This window comes from Paenibacillus sp. FSL F4-0097 (assembly GCF_038593125.1).
In the GTDB taxonomy this organism is placed as follows: Bacteria; Bacillota; Bacilli; order Paenibacillales; family Paenibacillaceae; genus Paenibacillus_AQ; species Paenibacillus_AQ odorifer.
The window spans coordinates 1-16693 of sequence record NZ_CP151965.1; the positions used below are offsets into that span (position 1 = coordinate 1).

The window sequence follows — 16693 nt, forward strand, 5'->3', positions numbered from 1 at the left end:
GTGGACAGCCATACTTCCGAATTATGGCAGCAAATTTTATCGATTATTCAAACCAAATTAAGCAAGCCGAGCTTTGATACCTGGTTTAAGGCTACTAAAGCGATAACCTTCAACTCCCAGGTTCTCATTATCTCGGCACCTACAACGTTTGCTGTAGAATGGCTGGAAAGTCGTTACACCAAACTGGTAGGAGCAACCGTCTACGAAGTCACAGGGAAACAAGTGGATGTAAAATTCGTGATTGAAGAAAGCAAGCCGCCTGAGCTTGTGGTTCAGCAATCCGCTCCGACTCCCGTAGTATCAAGAGAAGAAGCACAAACGCATCTGCTTAATCCAAAGTACACTTTTGACACCTTTGTAATCGGCTCTGGGAACCGCTTTGCGCATGCAGCCTCACTGGCAGTGGCCGAAGCACCAGCCAAAGCATACAATCCCTTGTTTTTATACGGTGGAGTAGGTCTGGGCAAAACCCATTTGATGCACGCAATTGGGCACTATGTCCTGGAACATAACCCAAATAACAAGGTAATTTACATCTCGTCTGAGAAATTCACGAATGAATTTATCAATTCGATCCGTGATAACCGCGGTGAAAGCTTCCGTAACAAGTATCGTAATGTTGACATTTTGCTTATCGACGACATTCAATTCCTCGCTGGAAAAGAGTCTACACAGGAGGAGTTTTTCCATACTTTCAATGCGCTCCACGAAGAACGCAAGCAAATTATCATCTCCAGCGACCGACCACCAAAGGAAATTCCCACACTGGAAGAACGGCTGCGTTCCCGGTTCGAATGGGGCTTGATTACGGATATTCAACCACCAGATCTGGAGACCCGGATTGCGATTTTACGCAAAAAGGCTAAGGCAGAGAACCTTGATATCCCTAATGAGGCCATGATGTATATTGCCAACCAGATTGACACCAATATTCGTGAGCTTGAGGGTGCATTAATCCGGGTAGTTGCTTATTCTTCGCTTACCAACCAGGATGTAACCACTCATTTGGCAGCTGAAGCGCTCAAGGATATTATTCCTTCCAGTCGTCCCAAGATGATCACCATCGCTGATATTCAGCAAAAAGTCGGAGAATACTACAATTTGCGCCTTGAAGACTTCAAAGCACGCAAAAGAACCAAGGCCGTAGCGTTTCCACGTCAAATCGCAATGTATCTATCCCGTGAACTAACGGATTATTCACTGCCTAAGATTGGTGAGGCTTTCGGAGGACGTGACCATACGACCGTCATTCATGCGCACGATAAAATTACACAGGCATTAAAGGTCGATCAGGAGTTGTACAAAGTGGTAAATAATCTTGCGGAGAAAATTAAAAATCCTTCCTAAGAGGAACAAAGAGCCTATACACAATCTATACACATGTGGGTAGGCTTAATTTTATGCTGTTTGGTGGGGTTATCCACATATTCGTCGCCCCTACTACTAATACTATTAAATAACTATAATAATTCATCATGTAAAGACGCGTAATTAACAGACTCAAATCCATCGAAATTCCCAATTTTTCAGCTAGGAGTGAAATCATGAAAATAAGCATTCTTAAAAATGAGCTCAACGAATCCATTCAACACGTATCCAAAGCTATATCCAGCAGAACAACAATCCCTATTTTGACCGGTATTAAACTGGAAGTTAGCCATCAAGGCGTCACATTAACTGCAAGTGATACCGATATTTCTATTCAATCGTTTATTCCAGCAGAGAATGACAGCCACACCATCGTGAAGATAGATCAGCCAGGAAGTGTTGTTCTTCCCGCTAAATTTTTCGTCGAGATTATTAAGAAGCTGCCCTCCAAAGAAATCCACATGGAAGTAAAAGAAGGATTCCAAACGTACATTTCTTCCGGATCCACTGAGATTCAGATGGTAGGTTTAGACCCTGAAGAATTCCCAGTGTTGCCGAGCATTGAAGAGAATGACACGATCTCTCTACCAGGTGATTTGCTGAAAAATATGATTAAACAAACAGCCTTTTCTATTTCTACCCAAGAGACAACTCCGATATTAACGGGTATACTATGGAATCTGAGCGACAATGAGTTTAAGTTTACAGCGACTGACCGTCACCGCTTGGCAACAAGAGCTGCTAAACTTGAAGGCACGGAAAATGTCAATTTCGGAAATATTGTTATTGCCGGTAAAACCCTTAATGAGCTCAGCAAAATTATCCCTGACCAAAATATGCTGGTTGATATTGTCGTTGCGGATAATCAAGTTCTCTTCAAAATCGACAAAGTACTGTTTTATTCACGGATCCTTGATGGGATTTATCCTGATACTTCTAGAATTATTCCAACAACCTACAAAACAGAACTAACTTTAGATACAAAAAAATTAAGCGAATCGATTGATCGTGCTTATTTGCTGTCCCGGGAAGAGAAAACAAATATTGTTCGTATGCAGACGCTTGATCAAGGCGGTATTGAAATTTCTTCAAGCTCATCAGAGCTGGGTAAAGTTCGTGAGGAACTTGAAGTCATTGATTTCAAAGGTGAACCTCTCAAAATATCTTTCAACTCGAAATATATGCTTGATGTATTAAAGGTCATAGAGAGTGAGCAGCTCGTTATTGCATTTACAGGGATGATGAGTCCGATCATTTTGAAACCACTTGACCAAACCAATAGCTTGTATATCATTTTGCCTTACCGTACAACAAATTAATGCCAACATTCATGAACATGTGGATAAGTGGCTGAAAGGATAAAAACCATGAAAAAAATACTTATCCACAGTGGATACATTAAGCTGGACCAATTTCTGAAACTCGCAGATTGTGTATCCACAGGTGGAATGGCCAAAGCGTTATTGCAGGAAGGTCACGTTCTGGTCAACGGAGAGGTAGAGGAACGGCGCGGCAGAAAACTTTATCCGGGTGACAAAATCGAAGTGCAGGATAACGGGACCTTTGAGGTTGAAGGCGGAGGAGTAAAAGAGTAGTACGCTAGGGGAGGAACCATTTCGTGTTTGTTAAAAATATCGGTCTGCAGCATTATCGGAATTACGGGCTGCTGCGTCTGGAGAGCCTGGGCGATGTGAATCTGATTCTGGGTCAGAACGCCCAAGGCAAAACAAACCTCATGGAGGCATTGTTCGTCCTGGCGATGACCAAAAGCCACCGTACCTCTAAGGACCGCGAACTTATCTCCTTCGATGCCCCCGGAGATGCAGCTCAGATCGTTGCCGAGGTAGAACGAAAGTATGGCGATCTCAAGCTGGAGCTCACCCTATCTGCCAAAGGTAAAAAAGCCAAGATCAATGGCTTGGAGCAGCGGCGCCTTAGTGAGTTTGTTGGATCTCTGAATGTGGTCATGTTTGCACCGGAAGATTTAGAGATTGTAAAAGGAACCCCTGGCATCAGACGGCGTTTTCTTGATATGGAGATCGGCCAAGTCCAGCCTAGTTATCTATTTCACCTACAGCAGTATCAAAAAATTCTCTTGCAAAGAGGTAATCTCTTAAAGCAATTATGGGGAAAAGAGGCTGCAGGGAAAGAGCTTTTGGAAATCTGGGATGCTCAACTTGTAGAGCATGGTGTTAAAATCGTCAAAAAAAGGAAACAATTCATAAAGAAGCTGCAAATATGGGCTGAAAGCATTCACCGGGGGATTACGAACGGCGGAGAAGAACTGAAATTGCTCTATGTCCCCTCTTTCGGCGATCGGGATGAGGAAGATGAAGCTGTCTTATTAGACAATTTTATGTTAAAGTTATCACAAACGAGAGGACAAGAAATCAGGCGCGGCATGACGCTGACGGGTCCCCATCGGGATGACCTGTCCTTTTTTATCAACGGAAGGGAAGCTCAGGTCTACGGTTCTCAAGGACAGCAGCGTACCACGGCTTTATCGCTTAAGCTGGCGGAAATCGAGCTGATCCATGAAGAAATCGGAGAATATCCTGTGCTGCTTCTTGATGATGTTTTATCCGAGCTTGATCCTTACCGCCAGACCCAGCTTATTGAAACCTTTCAAAGCAAGGTACAGACATTCATTACCGCTACCGGAATTGAGGGTCTGAATGCCGATAAATTAAAGGACGCCAGCCTATTTCATGTTCATGATGGAAAAGTTGAGTTATAAAAGAGCGGAGGACGATCATGTATATTCATTTGGGCGGGGAGAAGATCATTAGGTCTTCGGAGTTAATTGCTATATTTGATATTTCGATTGAGAAATCTTCCAAGGTATCTAAGCAATTCGTTATTCACTCTGAGCAGGATAAGAAGCTTGAGCGGATTGGCGAAGAGGAAGCAAAATCTATTGTCGTAACTAAAAATATCGTGTATTACTCCCCCATTTCCTCCTCCACTCTTAAAAAAAGAGCCAAAAATTTGCTCGAAATATAACTTGCATTTGGTAACAAAGAGATAATCAGAAAGAAGTAGGTGAAGGCATGTCAATGAATCAACCGACATATGATGAGAGCCAGATTCAGGTACTGGAAGGGCTGGAAGCGGTTCGGAAACGTCCGGGCATGTATATTGGTTCGACTAGTTCTAAAGGTCTCCATCACTTGGTATGGGAGGTCGTCGATAATAGTATCGATGAGGCACTCGCAGGTTATTGTGACCGGATTCAAGTGATTATACATGAGGATAACGCGATCACTGTTATCGATAATGGACGTGGCATACCTGTAGGTGAGAATGTAAAGCTTAAGAAGTCGACGCTTGAAGTCGTAATGACCGTGCTGCATGCAGGCGGTAAATTCGGCGGTGGCGGATATAAAGTTTCCGGTGGTTTGCATGGTGTGGGTATCTCTGTAGTAAATGCCTTGTCTGAAAAGGTCCTTGTTAAGGTCAAACGTGACGGTCATATCTACCAACAGGAATATAGACGCGGTGCACCGCAGTATGATATCAAAATTGTTGGCGATTCAGATGAGACAGGAACGACTACAACCTTTCATCCGGATCCTGAAATATTTACGGAAACCACAGTTTTTGAATATTCGACACTGCTTACTCGTATTCGGGAGCTAGCTTTTCTTAACAAAGGAATCGAGCTTTCGCTTCATGATGAGCGGACGGATGTCACCAACGTGTTCAAATACGAGGGTGGTATCGTTGAATATGTGAAATATTTGAATGAGAAAAAAGAAGCACTACATGAGGATCCGATCTACGTGGAAGGCTCACGCGATATGATCCAAGTTGAAGTGGCTCTCCAATATAACGATTCGTATACTGAGAACATCTACTCTTTTGCGAATAATATTAATACGCATGAGGGCGGAACGCATGAATCCGGCTTTAAAAGTGCGCTGACCCGTATCATCAACGATTATGCTCGTAAAGCGGGAGTACTGAAGGATAGCAATTCGAATCTGACTGGTGATGACGTGCGTGAAGGATTGACAGCCATTATTTCTGTCAAAATTCCAGATCCACAATTCGAAGGTCAAACGAAAACTAAGCTCGGAAATAGTGAAGTGCGGGGTATCGTAGAATCACTGTTCGGAGAGAAATTACAAGAGTTCCTGGAAGAAAATCCAGCAGTATCACGTCGCGTTCTTGAGAAATCACTTTCCGCTTCACGCGCACGAGAAGCTGCCCGTAAGGCACGTGAGTTAACCCGTCGGAAGAGTGCGCTTGAAGTCAGTGCTCTGCCTGGTAAACTCGCCGACTGTTCATCCAAGGATGCCTCGATCAGCGAACTATACATCGTCGAAGGTGACTCAGCGGGTGGATCGGCTAAGCAAGGCCGGGATCGCCATTTCCAAGCGATTCTACCGTTGCGTGGTAAGATCCTAAACGTTGAAAAAGCTCGGCTTGACCGTATTTTATCTAACGCCGAGATTCGCGCCATCATTACGGCTTTGGGCACAGGGATCAGCGATGACTTTGACTTATCGAAGGCTCGCTACCATAAAGTCGTTATTATGACCGATGCCGACGTCGATGGAGCCCATATTAGAACGCTATTACTAACGTTCTTCTATCGTTACATGCGGAAGCTAGTAGACGCGGGTTATATCTATATTGCACAGCCTCCTCTCTTTAAGATTGAGCGCAATAAGGTTATCCGCTACGCAGGCAGCGAGAAGGAACGTGATGATATTATCGCTTCTTTTGGAGAAAATGCGAAGGTTAACGTCCAACGTTACAAAGGTTTGGGAGAGATGAATGCAACCCAACTTTGGGACACAACGATGGACCCAGAGACCCGTATGATGCTCCAGGTTACGATTGAAGATGCGATGCTGGCAGATAGTATTTTTGATACACTTATGGGTGACAATGTTGAACCAAGACGTGACTTTATCCATGAGCATGCCAAGAACGTTAGATACCTTGATGTGTAAGAAAAATATTTAATACAACCTCCGGCTTCTATTCCTAACGGAATGAGAACGCTGGAGGTTCTTTGATTTCAAGCTTCTTTTTAGGCTCTTGTAGATTGTTTATTGCGGGTCGAATAAGGGGATTTTCTTGCTTTTACACGTCCATAGGCTACGGCATAGCGATGTATTTTACGATAGATTGATTTATCAGGAAATAATTTGAATACAGCAATGGACGGAAGAGTGTTGACTTCCAGCAGCCACATATCCAGATGTTGATCCATGGCAATATCCAGACCAATCTCTTTGATTCCTGGATAGGCAGATTGAAGCTGTGTCGCAATTTGTATACCCAAAGCTTTTAAGTGATTGATCGTAACTAGGACTTGGGAGGGCGGCATATAGTTTTTTAGTAGAGTACTTACGGAAAGGATACTGCCTCCACTGTGATAATTGGTGACGATTTTTTGAGGGGCAGCTACTCTTCCAAGCATTCCTGTTGTTTCCCATACTCCTGATGGAGTCTTTTGGGTAAGAACCCGAAGATCAAAAGGGCGGTCTTGATGACGCAGAAGGTCAATCCCTTTTTGAATCAAATAGGTTCGATTCTGAATTCGTTTCTGTAAGTTCTCATACAGCTCTTCTGGTGAGAAAAACACTTCCGCAGTCTTCCCATATCTTAAAATATACAAGATCTGTTCTTCGGGCTCTTCTTTATTAACGTTATCGAGGTCGGTACCGTGTTCAGCTTTCTGTTTGCTAGTGCTAAGAGTTACAGTACGCTGCTCAGCTCTCATTACACCGATACCATAACTTCCCCGATCAGGCTTAATATAGACCATTGTATATAACGCAAGCATTTCCTTAAGAGCATTGACATCGAATTTACGGGTATCAGGCACATATTGCAATAGAGAGTGATTTTGAAGGATGACTTTCGTTTTAGCCCATTTGCTTGGGACGCGTTGAATCTTCATTATCTTCCTCCTTATGAGTTTTGTGCAGGAATAGGTCCTTTGGGTTCCTTGTTGTAAAAAATGCAGTGGCAGCATAATCTTTGACAGCTGAAAATCAGGACAAGCTACCTAAACAATGGTATAATATAAGGATATGGGGTTATGCCTTATCGAACGATATTAGGATAATAAAACCGTGTTTCTTGTCTTTACAGTCTATGTAGTAAAGATATTTGCGGAAAGGGCAAATACCCTGATAAGCGCAAAAAGAAATCAATATTAGAAGATAAAAGGCTATCATGTTTAATTGTGCTACTTTTGTGAAAGTAATATAATTAAGGGTAGCGGTTTTTTAACTGAAGGAGGTCCAGCAACTCATGGCTGAACAAAATAACCCACAAGTCAAAGATCGGGACATTGGCGTGGAAATGCGTGAATCCTTTATGGATTACGCAATGAGCATCATTGTTAGCCGGGCTTTGCCAGATGTGCGGGACGGACTCAAGCCGGTTCACCGACGCATTTTGTTTGCGATGTCGGAGCTTGGAATGTCTGCGGATAAGCCTCATAAGAAATCTGCAAGAATCGTTGGTGAGGTTATCGGTAAGTACCACCCTCACGGTGACTCAGCTGTCTATGAAACAATGGTACGGATGGCTCAGGATTTCTCGATGCGCTATATGCTTGTAGACGGTCACGGGAACTTTGGTTCGATTGATGGTGATATGGCCGCGGCGATGCGGTACACAGAAGCCCGTCTTTCCAAGATTGCAGGCGAAATGCTTCGTGATTTGAACAAAGAGACAGTTGACTTCGCACCCAACTATGATGGTGAAGAGAATGAGCCGGTTGTATTGCCAGCCCGTTATCCGAATCTGCTCGTAAATGGGGTATCTGGTATTGCTGTAGGTATGGCTACTAATATTCCACCGCATAACCTTGGTGAAGTTATCGATGGTGTGCAGGCGATGATTAAGAATCCTGATATCACGCCAATGGAATTGATGGAGTTTATCCAAGGTCCGGATTTCCCTACGGCTGGATATATTTTGGGTCGTGAGGGCATTCGTCAGGCTTATCGTACGGGTCGTGGTTCAGTAACCATGCGTGCGAAGGCAACGATCGAAGAGAACAACGGCAAGGCTCGCATCATTGTGCATGAGCTTCCATACCAGGTTAACAAAGCAAGATTGGTTGAAAAAATCGCAGAATTAGTACGTGAGAAACGGATCGAAGGTATAACGGATCTTCGAGATGAGTCTGACCGTAATGGTATGCGTGTAGTTGTTGAGATGAGACGCGATGTTAATCCAAATGTAGTATTAAACAATCTATATAAACATACTTCTATGCAATCCACATTTGGGATCAACATGCTTGCCATCGTAAATAACGAGCCGAAAATTCTTAATCTGCGTGATGTACTTTATCATTATTTGCAGCACCAGATTGAAGTTATTCGTCGTCGTACTATATTTGATCTTAAAAAAGCTGAAGCACGCGCTCATATCTTAGAAGGTCTGCGCATTGCGCTTGATCATCTGGATGAAGTGATTGCGTTAATCCGTGCTTCGCGGACAACTGATATAGCCCGCGAAGGATTAATGAGCACCTTTAGCCTCAGTTTAGAGCAGGCCCAGGCTATCCTCGATATGCGGATGCAACGTCTGACCGGTCTGGAACGGGAAAAGATCGAGAATGAATATAACGAATTGATCGTTAAAATTGCAGAGTACCGTGAAATTCTGGCTAACGAGCATCTTGTACTGGAAATCATCAGCAACGAGCTGCAGGATATCCGTGATAGATATTCTGATGAACGCCGGACAGAGATTACGGTTGGTGAAGAAAGTATCCTGGATGAAGACCTTATTCCACGTGAAGAGGTTGTTATCACTATTACACATACAGGATATATCAAACGTCTACCTGTCAGCACCTACCGCAGTCAGAAGCGCGGAGGTCGCGGAGTCATGGGGATGGACACCAAGGACCAGGATTTTGTGGAGCATCTCTTCGTGAGTAACTCTCATAACTATCTGATGTTCTTTACCGATAAGGGTAAAGTATACCGGATTAAAGCTTATGAGATCCCAGAATTGGGTCGTACAGCCCGGGGGACACCAATCATCAACCTGATTCAAATCGAACAAGGTGAGAAGATTAGTGCGGTAATCCAAGTGGAAGATGGCGATAGCGACAAATATTTGTTCTTTGCTACCCGCGAGGGTATCGTGAAGAAGACGCCTCTTGGGGATTATAATAACATCCGTAAAGGCGGTCTTATTGCTATTAATCTTCGTGAAGAAGATTCCCTGATCGAGGTTAAGCTGACTGATGGACAGCAAAATCTCATTATCGGTACAGCTCGCGGAATGTCGATTACGTTCTCAGAGAATGATGTGCGTTCTATGGGACGTAGCGCGACTGGCGTTAAGGGTATTACGCTTGACGGTAATGACCATGTTATTGGTATGGACTGTGTCGATAAAGAGCTTGAGGTTCTGATTGTTACTACCAAGGGTTATGGTAAACGGACACCAGCCGGTGATTATCGTTCCCAGACTCGTGGTGGTAAAGGGATCAAGACCATTAATCTCACAGATAAGAATGGTCCTGTAGTGGGTCTTAAGGTCGTTAAGAAGGATGAAGACTTAATGATCATTACGACTAGCGGTACCCTGATTCGTACCAGCATGGATGGAATCTCTACTATGGGCCGTTATGCTCAAGGGGTTAAGCTGATTAACATCCGTGAGGATGACGCAGTAGCTACCCTGTGTAGAGCTGACAAGAACGAAGAGGATGAATCTGAGGAAGTGGAAGGTCTGGAAGGCTTGGAAGGGCAAGAAGGCCTGGATGGGCAAGATACAGTCGAGGAATCTGGCGATATTGATCAGCCTGAGATCCTGACTGAGGACGAAGACACTGACTTAGAATAGGTTGAATTCAAAAAAGAGCAAGGGCTTCTATTCCAGAAGTTCTTGCTCTTTTTGCTGCTTTTTGAATGACCGATGCTTCATAAAATAAAATAAATATTTTGAAAGAATAGTTTTCACTGCACTAGTGTCTTCCATTTTTCCGTACTATAATTAGCCAATAGAATCCTATAAAGTACTAATTTCTCAGAAATTATCTGTCTTATCAATGTGAGGTAATGCTGGGTGTACGGCTTATAGAAATTAAGGGGCTGAGTATATGCCAAATATATTGGTTGGAGAAGTTAAAGCAGGCTCAAAGATAATAAAGGATGTAATTACACCTTTAGGGGGGACTTTATTCACTAAGGGAAAAATATTGCTCCCTCGTGATCTAGATATTTTACAGGCTTTTTTGATTGGGCAAGTGGAAATCGAAGGTGACCAAGGTGAGGCGAGTTCGGATGGAGCCAAAACAACAGCTAAGCAAGCTTCCCCTAAAGCTGGAGCCATTATCAACGAATCGATGTTGGCCAAGACTAATTCTCCTCTACATGATGAATACGATAAACTGCTCACTCTTATTAAGAACAGCTATCGATCGGTAACGGCAGCTTCACTTCCTATTTTTGAGCTGCGCAGTCAGTTAGAGACACTAATAGGTTATTTGAAGGATTATCATGTCTTGAAGTTTACACCGCGCACTTTAAAATATGAGGATTACAACTATCATAATGCTGTGTTGTCCGCGTTGACCTCCTATAAAATCGCTCAGTGGTGTGGGTACCCACAAAAGGATTGGATGCAGATTGCTTTTGCAGGATTATTACATGATATCGGCAATGCAAAAGTAGACAGCTCACTTTTACAGAAACCGGAGTCGCTTAACAATAGTGAAATAGAAGAGGTTCGCCGACACACTACATATGGTTATCAATTATTACGCAATGTTACAGCGATTAATGAAGGGGTAAGACTTGCCGCCTTGCAGCATCATGAGAAGGTTGATGGCTCTGGTTATCCATTGAAGCTGGATGGCAGTCAGATTCATTTCTACGCTAAAGTAGTCGCAGTAGCAGATATATTCCATGCTATGACCTTAGAAAGAGCCTACAGAAGAGCACAGTCTCCTTATTTGGTACTAGAGCAGATTCTGACAGAAAGCTTCGGTAAGCTTGACCCAGTGATTGTGCAGACGTTTATACAGAAGAGCACTGATCTCTTTAATGGCACTAGAATCAAATTAAGTGATGGCCGTCATGGGGAGATTATCTTCACTGATCGCGCAAACCCTACACGTCCGATGGTTAAAATTGAAGATACGATAGTTAACTTGATGTTGGAACGTGAATTGTATATTCAAGAGATCATTGCTTAGGGTGTAGTTACAAGGGAATAAGGCTGTGCTAGCCATTATATATCGCAGTATTGAGGCTTATGGCAGCACAGTCTCTCATTTATCTATTATATTTCAAAAAAACTCTTGCAATGAATCTCTATACATGATATATTCTAAGTCCGGCCAAGAAATACACATGCCGAGCTCGAAAATGAGGTTAAAAAAAGAGCTTGACATTAAATAGCCGAACATGATATAGTATAAGAGTTGCTGCTGAGACATTAAACGGCGTCAACGAGAACTTGATCTTTGAAAACTGAACAACGAGTGAGTAGGAAATCACGCAAGTGAAATCCAAAATTAGAGAATTAATTTTCTCGTCAGATGTTTCAAAATGAGCATATCGCTCTTTTCAATACTAATTGGAGAGTTTGATCCTGGCTCAGGACGAACGCTGGCGGCGTGCCTAATACATGCAAGTCGAGCGGAGTTATTTTGAAAGCTTGCTTTCAAAATAACTTAGCGGCGGACGGGTGAGTAACACGTAGGCAACCTGCCCTTCAGACTGGGATAACTACCGGAAACGGTAGCTAATACCGGATAATTTCTTTTTTCTCCTGAGAGAAGAATGAAAGACGGAGCAATCTGTCACTGAGGGATGGGCCTGCGGCGCATTAGCTAGTTGGTGGGGTAACGGCCCACCAAGGCGACGATGCGTAGCCGACCTGAGAGGGTGAACGGCCACACTGGGACTGAGACACGGCCCAGACTCCTACGGGAGGCAGCAGTAGGGAATCTTCCGCAATGGGCGAAAGCCTGACGGAGCAACGCCGCGTGAGTGATGAAGGTTTTCGGATCGTAAAGCTCTGTTGCCAGGGAAGAACGTCCGGTAGAGTAACTGCTATCGGAGTGACGGTACCTGAGAAGAAAGCCCCGGCTAACTACGTGCCAGCAGCCGCGGTAATACGTAGGGGGCAAGCGTTGTCCGGAATTATTGGGCGTAAAGCGCGCGCAGGCGGCTATTTAAGTCTGGTGTTTAAACCTTGGGCTCAACCTGAGGTCGCACTGGAAACTGGGTGGCTTGAGTACAGAAGAGGAAAGTGGAATTCCACGTGTAGCGGTGAAATGCGTAGATATGTGGAGGAACACCAGTGGCGAAGGCGACTTTCTGGGCTGTAACTGACGCTGAGGCGCGAAAGCGTGGGGAGCAAACAGGATTAGATACCCTGGTAGTCCACGCCGTAAACGATGAGTGCTAGGTGTTAGGGGTTTCGATACCCTTGGTGCCGAAGTTAACACAGTAAGCACTCCGCCTGGGGAGTACGGTCGCAAGACTGAAACTCAAAGGAATTGACGGGGACCCGCACAAGCAGTGGAGTATGTGGTTTAATTCGAAGCAACGCGAAGAACCTTACCAGGTCTTGACATCCCTCTGAATCTGCTAGAGATAGCAGCGGCCTTCGGGACAGAGGAGACAGGTGGTGCATGGTTGTCGTCAGCTCGTGTCGTGAGATGTTGGGTTAAGTCCCGCAACGAGCGCAACCCTTAACTTTAGTTGCCAGCAGGTTAAGCTGGGCACTCTAGAGTGACTGCCGGTGACAAACCGGAGGAAGGTGGGGATGACGTCAAATCATCATGCCCCTTATGACCTGGGCTACACACGTACTACAATGGCCGGTACAACGGGAAGCGAAGCCGCGAGGTGGAGCCAATCCCATCAAAGCCGGTCTCAGTTCGGATTGCAGGCTGCAACTCGCCTGCATGAAGTCGGAATTGCTAGTAATCGCGGATCAGCATGCCGCGGTGAATACGTTCCCGGGTCTTGTACACACCGCCCGTCACACCACGAGAGTTTACAACACCCGAAGTCGGTGGGGTAACCCGCAAGGGAGCCAGCCGCCGAAGGTGGGGTAGATGATTGGGGTGAAGTCGTAACAAGGTAGCCGTATCGGAAGGTGCGGCTGGATCACCTCCTTTCTATGGAGAATCGTTCTCTGCAATGAGGACATTCAAATCGGAAGCTCAGCTTCCAAAACTCAGGTTTAGGCCTGTTACTCACTCGTTGCTCAGTTTTGAGAGTTTAAGCTCTCAAGTAAGACTTGATCCTTGAAAACTGGATACCGAAACGAATTTGCGTTTTAGAACATCTTTTAGCAACTTGTGCAAACAAGTAAATGTTATTAGTGAGATGATTCCAAAGAGAATATCATCGTATGATATTTTCCTACGGAAGAATCAAGGTTAAGCTAATAAGAGCACACGGAGGATGCCTAGGCGCCAGGAGCCGACGAAGGACGTGGCGAACAACGAAACTGCCTCGGGGAGCTGTAAGCAAGCTTTGATCCGGGGGTGTCCGAATGGGGAAACCCAGCTGTGGTAATTCGCAGTTACTCATTTCTGAATACATAGGAAATGTAGAGGCAGACCAGGGGAACTGAAACATCTAAGTACCCTGAGGAAGAGAAAACAATAGTGATTCCGTCAGTAGCGGCGAGCGAACGCGGAACAGCCTAAACCTAAGAGCTTGCTCTTAGGGGTTGTGGGACGTCTCACATGGAGTTACAAAGGAATATGGTAGGTGAAGAGGTCTGGAAAGGCCCGCGATAGAGGTAAAAGCCCTGTAACCTAAACTGTGTTCTCTCCGAGACGGATCCCGAGTAGTGCGGGGCACGTGAAACCCCGTATGAATCCAGCAGGACCATCTGCTAAGGCTAAATACTACCTGGCGACCGATAGTGAAACAGTACCGTGAGGGAAAGGTGAAAAGCACCCCGGAAGGGGAGTGAAATAGAACCTGAAACCGTGTGCTTACAAAAAGTCAGAGCCCGATCTATGGGTGATGGCGTGCCTTTTGTAGAATGAACCGGCGAGTTACGTTTAACATGCAAGGTTAAGCCGAGAAGGTGGAGCCGCAGCGAAAGCGAGTCTGAATAGGGCGATTTAGTATGTGGACGTAGACCCGAAACCGTGTGATCTACCCCTGTCCAGGGTGAAGGTGCGGTAACACGCACTGGAGGCCCGAACCCACGTACGTTGAAAAGTGCGGGGATGAGGTGGGGGTAGCGGAGAAATTCCAATCGAACTCGGAGATAGCTGGTTCTCCCCGAAATAGCTTTAGGGCTAGCCTCGGTATAAGAGTAGTGGAGGTAGAGCACTGATTGGGTGCGGGGTCCGCAAGGATTACCAAGCTCAGTCAAACTCCGAATGCCATATACTTATTGCCGGGAGTCAGACAGTGAGTGCTAAGATCCATTGTCAAAAGGGAAACAGCCCAGACCATCAGCTAAGGTCCCCAAGTGTGTGTTAAGTGGGAAAGGATGTGGAGTTGCACAGACAACCAGGATGTTGGCTTAGAAGCAGCCACCATTGAAAGAGTGCGTAATAGCTCACTGGTCGAGTGACTCTGCGCCGAAAATGTAACGGGGCTAAACACACCACCGAAGCTATGGCTAGATACGTATGTATCTGGGGTAGGGGAGCGTTGTGTAGGGGTTGAAGGTGTACTGAAAAGAGCGCTGGACACTACACAAGTGAGAATGCCGGTATGAGTAACGAAAAGATCAGTGAGAATCTGATCCGCCGAAAGCCCAAGGTTTCCTGAGGAAGGCTCGTCCGCTCAGGGTAAGTCGGGACCTAAGGCGAGGCCGAAAGGCGTAGTCGAAGGACAACAGTTTGAAATTACTGTACCACCGTAATCCGCTATGAGCGATGGGGTGACGCAGGAGGGTAGTGACGCGGACTGATGGATGTCCGTCTAAGCAGTGAGGCTGATGTGTAGGCAAATCCGCACATCGATAAGGCTGGGCTGTGATGGGGAGCGAAAATTATAGTAGCGAAGGTCATGATCTCACACTGCCAAGAAAAGCCTCTAGCCAGGAGAAGGTGCCCGTACCGCAAACCGACACAGGTAGGCGAGAAGAGAATTCTAAGGCGCGCGGAAGAACTCTCGTTAAGGAACTCGGCAAAATGACCCCGTAACTTCGGGAGAAGGGGTGCCCCGGTAGTGTGAATAGCACGAGGGGGCCGCAGTGAAAAGGCCCAAGCGACTGTTTAGCAAAAACACAGGTCTGTGCGAAGCCGCAAGGCGAAGTATACGGGCTGACGCCTGCCCGGTGCTGGAAGGTTAAGGGGAGTGGTTAGGGGTAACCCGAAGCTATGAACCGAAGCCCCAGTAAACGGCGGCCGTAACTATAACGGTCCTAAGGTAGCGAAATTCCTTGTCAGGTAAATTCTGACCCGCACGAATGGCGTAACGACTTGGGCGCTGTCTCAACGAGAGATCCGGTGAAATTTTAATACCTGTGAAGATGCAGGTTACCCGCGACAAGACGGAAAGACCCCATGGAGCTTTACTGCAGCTTGATATTGAATTTGGGTACGATCTGTACAGGATAGGTGGGAGCCGTAGAAATCGGAGCGCAAGCTTCGGTGGAGGCGCCGTTGGGATACCACCCTGATCGTATCTAGGTTCTAACCTAGTGCCCTTATCGGGTACGGGGACCGTGTCAGGCGGGCAGTTTGACTGGGGCGGTCGCCTCCTAAAGAGTAACGGAGGCGTTCCAAGGTTCCCTCAGAATGGTTGGAAATCATTCGCAGAGTGCAAAGGCATAAGGGAGCTTGACTGCGAGACCTACAAGTCGAGCAGGGACGAAAGTCGGACTTAGTGATCCGGTGGTACCGCATGGAAGGGCCATCGCTCAACGGATAAAAGCTACCCTGGGGATAACAGGCTTATCTCCCCCAAGAGTCCACATCGACGGGGAGGTTTGGCACCTCGATGTCGGCTCATCGCATCCTGGGGCTGAAGTAGGTCCCAAGGGTTGGGCTGTTCGCCCATTAAAGCGGTACGCGAGCTGGGTTCAGAACGTCGTGAGACAGTTCGGTCCCTATCTGTCGTGGGCGCAGGAAATTTGAGAGGAGCTGTCCTTAGTACGAGAGGACCGGGATGGACGTACCGCTGGTGCACCAGTTGTTCCGCCAGGAGCATGGCTGGGTAGCTACGTACGGACGGGATAAGCGCTGAAAGCATCTAAGCGTGAAGCCCCCTCAAGATGAGATTTCCCAATTAGTAAGACCCCTTGAAGACGACGAGGTAGATAGGTTGGAGGTGGAAGTGCAGTAATGCATGGAGCTGACCAATACTAATCGGTCGAGGGCTTATCCTATACGTAG

Annotated in this window: 9 protein-coding genes and 2 rRNA genes; 10 read left to right on the forward strand and 1 reads right to left on the reverse strand. The window is 45.9% G+C overall.

Annotated features, from left to right (window positions below):
- The 6 genes from dnaA to gyrB all read left to right on the forward strand — a co-directional run bounded on the left by dnaA (position 1) and on the right by gyrB (position 6329).
- Positions 1-1347 carry a chromosomal replication initiator protein DnaA gene (gene dnaA / locus MHH86_RS00005; protein WP_036677741.1) on the forward strand — a complete coding sequence of 449 codons (1347 nt, stop codon included), beginning with the start codon at positions 1-3 and terminating at the stop codon, positions 1345-1347.
- A gap of 197 nt (positions 1348-1544) precedes the next feature.
- Positions 1545-2687 (forward strand): DNA polymerase III subunit beta, encoded by a 1143-nt coding sequence (gene dnaN / locus MHH86_RS00010; protein WP_036677739.1) that lies wholly within the window; start codon positions 1545-1547, stop codon positions 2685-2687.
- A gap of 48 nt (positions 2688-2735) precedes the next feature.
- The gene (yaaA, locus tag MHH86_RS00015; RefSeq protein ID WP_036677736.1) at positions 2736-2963 is read left to right on the forward strand and encodes a S4 domain-containing protein YaaA; all 228 of its coding nucleotides are present in this window, start codon (positions 2736-2738) and stop codon (positions 2961-2963) included.
- 23 nt (positions 2964-2986) lie between these two features.
- Entirely contained in the window at positions 2987-4105 is a 1119-nt protein-coding gene (gene recF, locus MHH86_RS00020) for a DNA replication/repair protein RecF (RefSeq protein ID WP_342479585.1), read from the forward strand.
- A gap of 17 nt (positions 4106-4122) precedes the next feature.
- Positions 4123-4371, forward strand: coding sequence for an extracellular matrix/biofilm biosynthesis regulator RemA family protein (locus MHH86_RS00025; protein WP_076316117.1), 249 nt, complete (start codon positions 4123-4125; stop codon positions 4369-4371).
- Positions 4372-4418: 47 nt separating this feature from the next.
- The gene (gene gyrB / locus MHH86_RS00030) at positions 4419-6329 is read left to right on the forward strand and encodes a DNA topoisomerase (ATP-hydrolyzing) subunit B (RefSeq protein ID WP_036677726.1); all 1911 of its coding nucleotides are present in this window, start codon (positions 4419-4421) and stop codon (positions 6327-6329) included.
- An 80-nt stretch (positions 6330-6409) separates the two neighbouring features.
- Here gyrB and MHH86_RS00035 read toward each other — a convergent pair whose 3' ends face one another.
- A complete protein-coding gene (locus MHH86_RS00035) occupies positions 6410-7285 on the reverse strand; it encodes a YheC/YheD family protein (RefSeq protein ID WP_052096700.1) in 876 nt (291 codons plus the stop codon).
- A gap of 356 nt (positions 7286-7641) precedes the next feature.
- On the opposite strand from MHH86_RS00035, the gene gyrA reads away from it, so the two are divergent.
- The 4 genes from gyrA to MHH86_RS00055 all read left to right on the forward strand — a co-directional run bounded on the left by gyrA (position 7642) and on the right by MHH86_RS00055 (position 16686).
- Positions 7642-10206: a DNA gyrase subunit A gene (gene gyrA / locus MHH86_RS00040; RefSeq protein WP_036677722.1), complete on the forward strand. Its 2565-nt coding sequence runs from the start codon at positions 7642-7644 to the stop codon at positions 10204-10206.
- 256 nt (positions 10207-10462) lie between these two features.
- Complete coding sequence (locus tag MHH86_RS00045) at positions 10463-11560, forward strand: HD-GYP domain-containing protein (protein WP_038567989.1); 1098 nt, start codon at positions 10463-10465, stop codon at positions 11558-11560.
- Between the two features lie 380 nt (positions 11561-11940).
- A 16S ribosomal RNA gene (locus tag MHH86_RS00050) occupies positions 11941-13498 on the forward strand.
- A 262-nt stretch (positions 13499-13760) separates the two neighbouring features.
- Positions 13761-16686, forward strand: a 23S ribosomal RNA gene (locus tag MHH86_RS00055).
- The 16S and 23S rRNA genes sit together here, the layout of an rRNA operon.
- Positions 16687-16693 lie beyond the last annotated feature (7 nt).